The 2,439-nt window shown below is 62.3% G+C and carries 1 protein-coding gene and 1 pseudogene; one reads left to right on the forward strand and one right to left on the reverse strand.

The genetic code is table 11. The annotated features are described in order from the left end of the window. Nucleotides 1-44 precede the first annotated feature (44 nt). On the forward strand, nucleotides 45-1,985 hold the full coding sequence (locus AC33YF_RS13690) for a L,D-transpeptidase family protein (protein WP_491777769.1): 1,941 nt from the start codon (nucleotides 45-47) through the stop codon (nucleotides 1,983-1,985). A gap of 22 nt (nucleotides 1,986-2,007) precedes the next feature. On the opposite strand, the pseudogene AC33YF_RS13695 reads toward AC33YF_RS13690, so the two are convergent. After that, nucleotides 2,008-2,439 (reverse strand): annotated as a pseudogene (locus tag AC33YF_RS13695) (hypothetical protein); the annotation flags it as partial.

Genomic DNA, 2,439 nt, shown 5'->3' on the forward strand with positions numbered 1-2,439 from the left:
AAAGGGGTAACACGGCACGATGTCCTTGTGGCAGAGTGCGCCGCGTGACGCAGCCGCTATCAGCCATAACCACCCGCGCGCTTGCGCTTATCGAGGCCGCCCGGACCCGCGCGGGCACTCCGAAAGCCCTGCCCGGCCGGATCTTCATTGTCGATGTCGAACGGCAAACGGCGACGTTGGTTGACAATGGTTCAGCGGTCCAGTCATGGCCCGTCTCAACCGCGCGCAACGGGATCGGAGGAGAGGAGAACTCGTTCAAGACTCCGCCCGGCTGGCATCGCATCGATCGAAAAATCGGCGCGGGCGCGGATCAGGGGACTGTCTTTTCCTCACGGGAGCCGACCGGCGACGTGTGGAGAGGAGACGCCCGCGACGCGGACCTGATTCTGACACGTATCCTGACGCTAGATGGCCTCGAAGAAGGTATCAATCGAGGGCCTGGCTGCGACTCCCTTGAGCGGTACATCTACTTTCATGGCTCCAACCATGAGGCGTTGATCGGGCGTCCCGCATCGTGCGGGTGCGTGCGTATGCTCAACGAGGACATCGCCACCCTTTTTGACACAGCCCAGGAAGGGGACCTCGTCCTCATCGCCCCGCCCGACGACCGCGACATCCCCGCCGTTTCTTCTGGGCGTTTTCACTATGCGGGACTGGGCGGCTCGGGTATGAGCGCCATTGCTCAGTTTCAAGCGATGAAGGGTGGACGCGTCAGCGGCAGCGACCGGGCCTTCGATCATGGCGAGCGCGCTAGCGTCCGCGCGCAGTTCGAAGCGCTCGGTATACAGGTGTTCGACCAGGATGGCAGCGGCATTGGGGACGATTGCGCGGCGCTTGTCGTATCGACAGCCGTTGAGGAGACGGTCCCCGACTTTGCCACGGCGAAAGCGCGCGGCGTACCAATCGTCCATCGATCTGAGATGCTCGCGCATTTTGTAGGCGCTTTCCGCTCGATTGCTGTGACGGGCACAAGTGGAAAGTCGACCGTGACAGGCATGACCTTTGAGATTCTGCGCGGGCTCGGCGTCGATCCGTCCGTCATAACAGGAGGCGAACTGCCCATACTTCAGGCGGAAGGCCTCATCGGCAACGCGTTTGCCGGCACATCGGACCTCCTTGTTGTTGAAGCGGACGAAAGCGACGGCTCCTTGGTGCGATACGCGCCTGCGATTGGCGTTATCCTTAACCTCCAGCGCGACCACAAGGAGGTCGACGAAGTGGCCGCCATGTTCGCCACGCTGCGCGCCAGGACACGGGAAACCCTCGTGGTGGGCGATGACCCCAATCTGGATCCGTTCGCCGGCGCAGCAATACGCTTCGGCCTCAGCGAGCGCGCCGATATTCGCGCGGTCAATGTGGAACACGATGCGAGCGGGACGCGCTTCGAGGTGGACGACGTCGCCTTTGCCATTCCTGTGCCCGGCCTCCACAACGTGACCAATGCGCTCGCGGCCATTGCCGCGTGCTGTGCCGCCGGTCTGCCATTGGAAGGCATGGCGAAACCGCTTGCGGGCTACTCTGGCATTGGGCGGCGGTTTCAGACCATTGGCCGTGCGTCGGGAATCGAAGTCGTCGACGACTTCGCGCACAATGCGGAGAAAATATCAGCCGCGATTCGCACAGCGAAGCTGAGGGGGCAGCGCGTGCTCGCGATTTATCAGCCGCACGGCTACGGGCCTACGCGGTTTCTCTGGGATGACTTCGTCAAGACGTTTTCGCGTGAGCTTGCCGAGGACGACAAGCTCTTCATGCTTGAAGTCTTCTACGCTGGCGGCACGGCGACGCGTGACTTCTCTGCCGCCGATATCGTGAACGAGATCGCCGCAAAGGAAACGCAAGCGTTCTTCGTACCGTCACGAGAGCAGCTGATCGAAGCGATTGCGCGCGAGGCACGCGAAGGGGACGTCGTGCTTGTGATGGGCGCAAGAGATCCGTCTCTCACGGCTTTCGCGCGCGATATTCTCGGCGCCATCGAGAAGGTCTAGGCCCCTGGCGCCGCGCCCACAGCTAGTTGCCAAGAAGCCCTGACAGGAAATCGTCAACGGTGGTGGGGCCGCCGCGCCGTCGGCGGGGCTCCGAATACCGTCGAGTAGGCGTCGTTTCTGCGAATTCGGCGCCGGAGAACGGCACGTTGAAGTAGGCCGGATTCTTGAACAGCTTGGCCGCCATCTGATTGTCGATGCCGTAGACGTCTCCGAACTCACGTACCGAGCCGAAGCCGTCCGCGACGAGCGTGTTGTAGGTGAGGTGGACCGGGATTTTCCGTCTGAGCGCGATGACCTTTGTTTGTCCCTGGGAGCGCGCCAGCACGTCTTGCACCGACCCCATGGACCACCCCTTATCCTCCGCGAGCAAGACGGCGGCAAACTGCGCGGGTTGATGCACGCGGATGCACCCATGGCTGAGCGTTCGAACTTGGCGGCCGAATAGTTCTTTCTG

Source organism: Methyloceanibacter sp. (genome assembly GCF_058506495.1).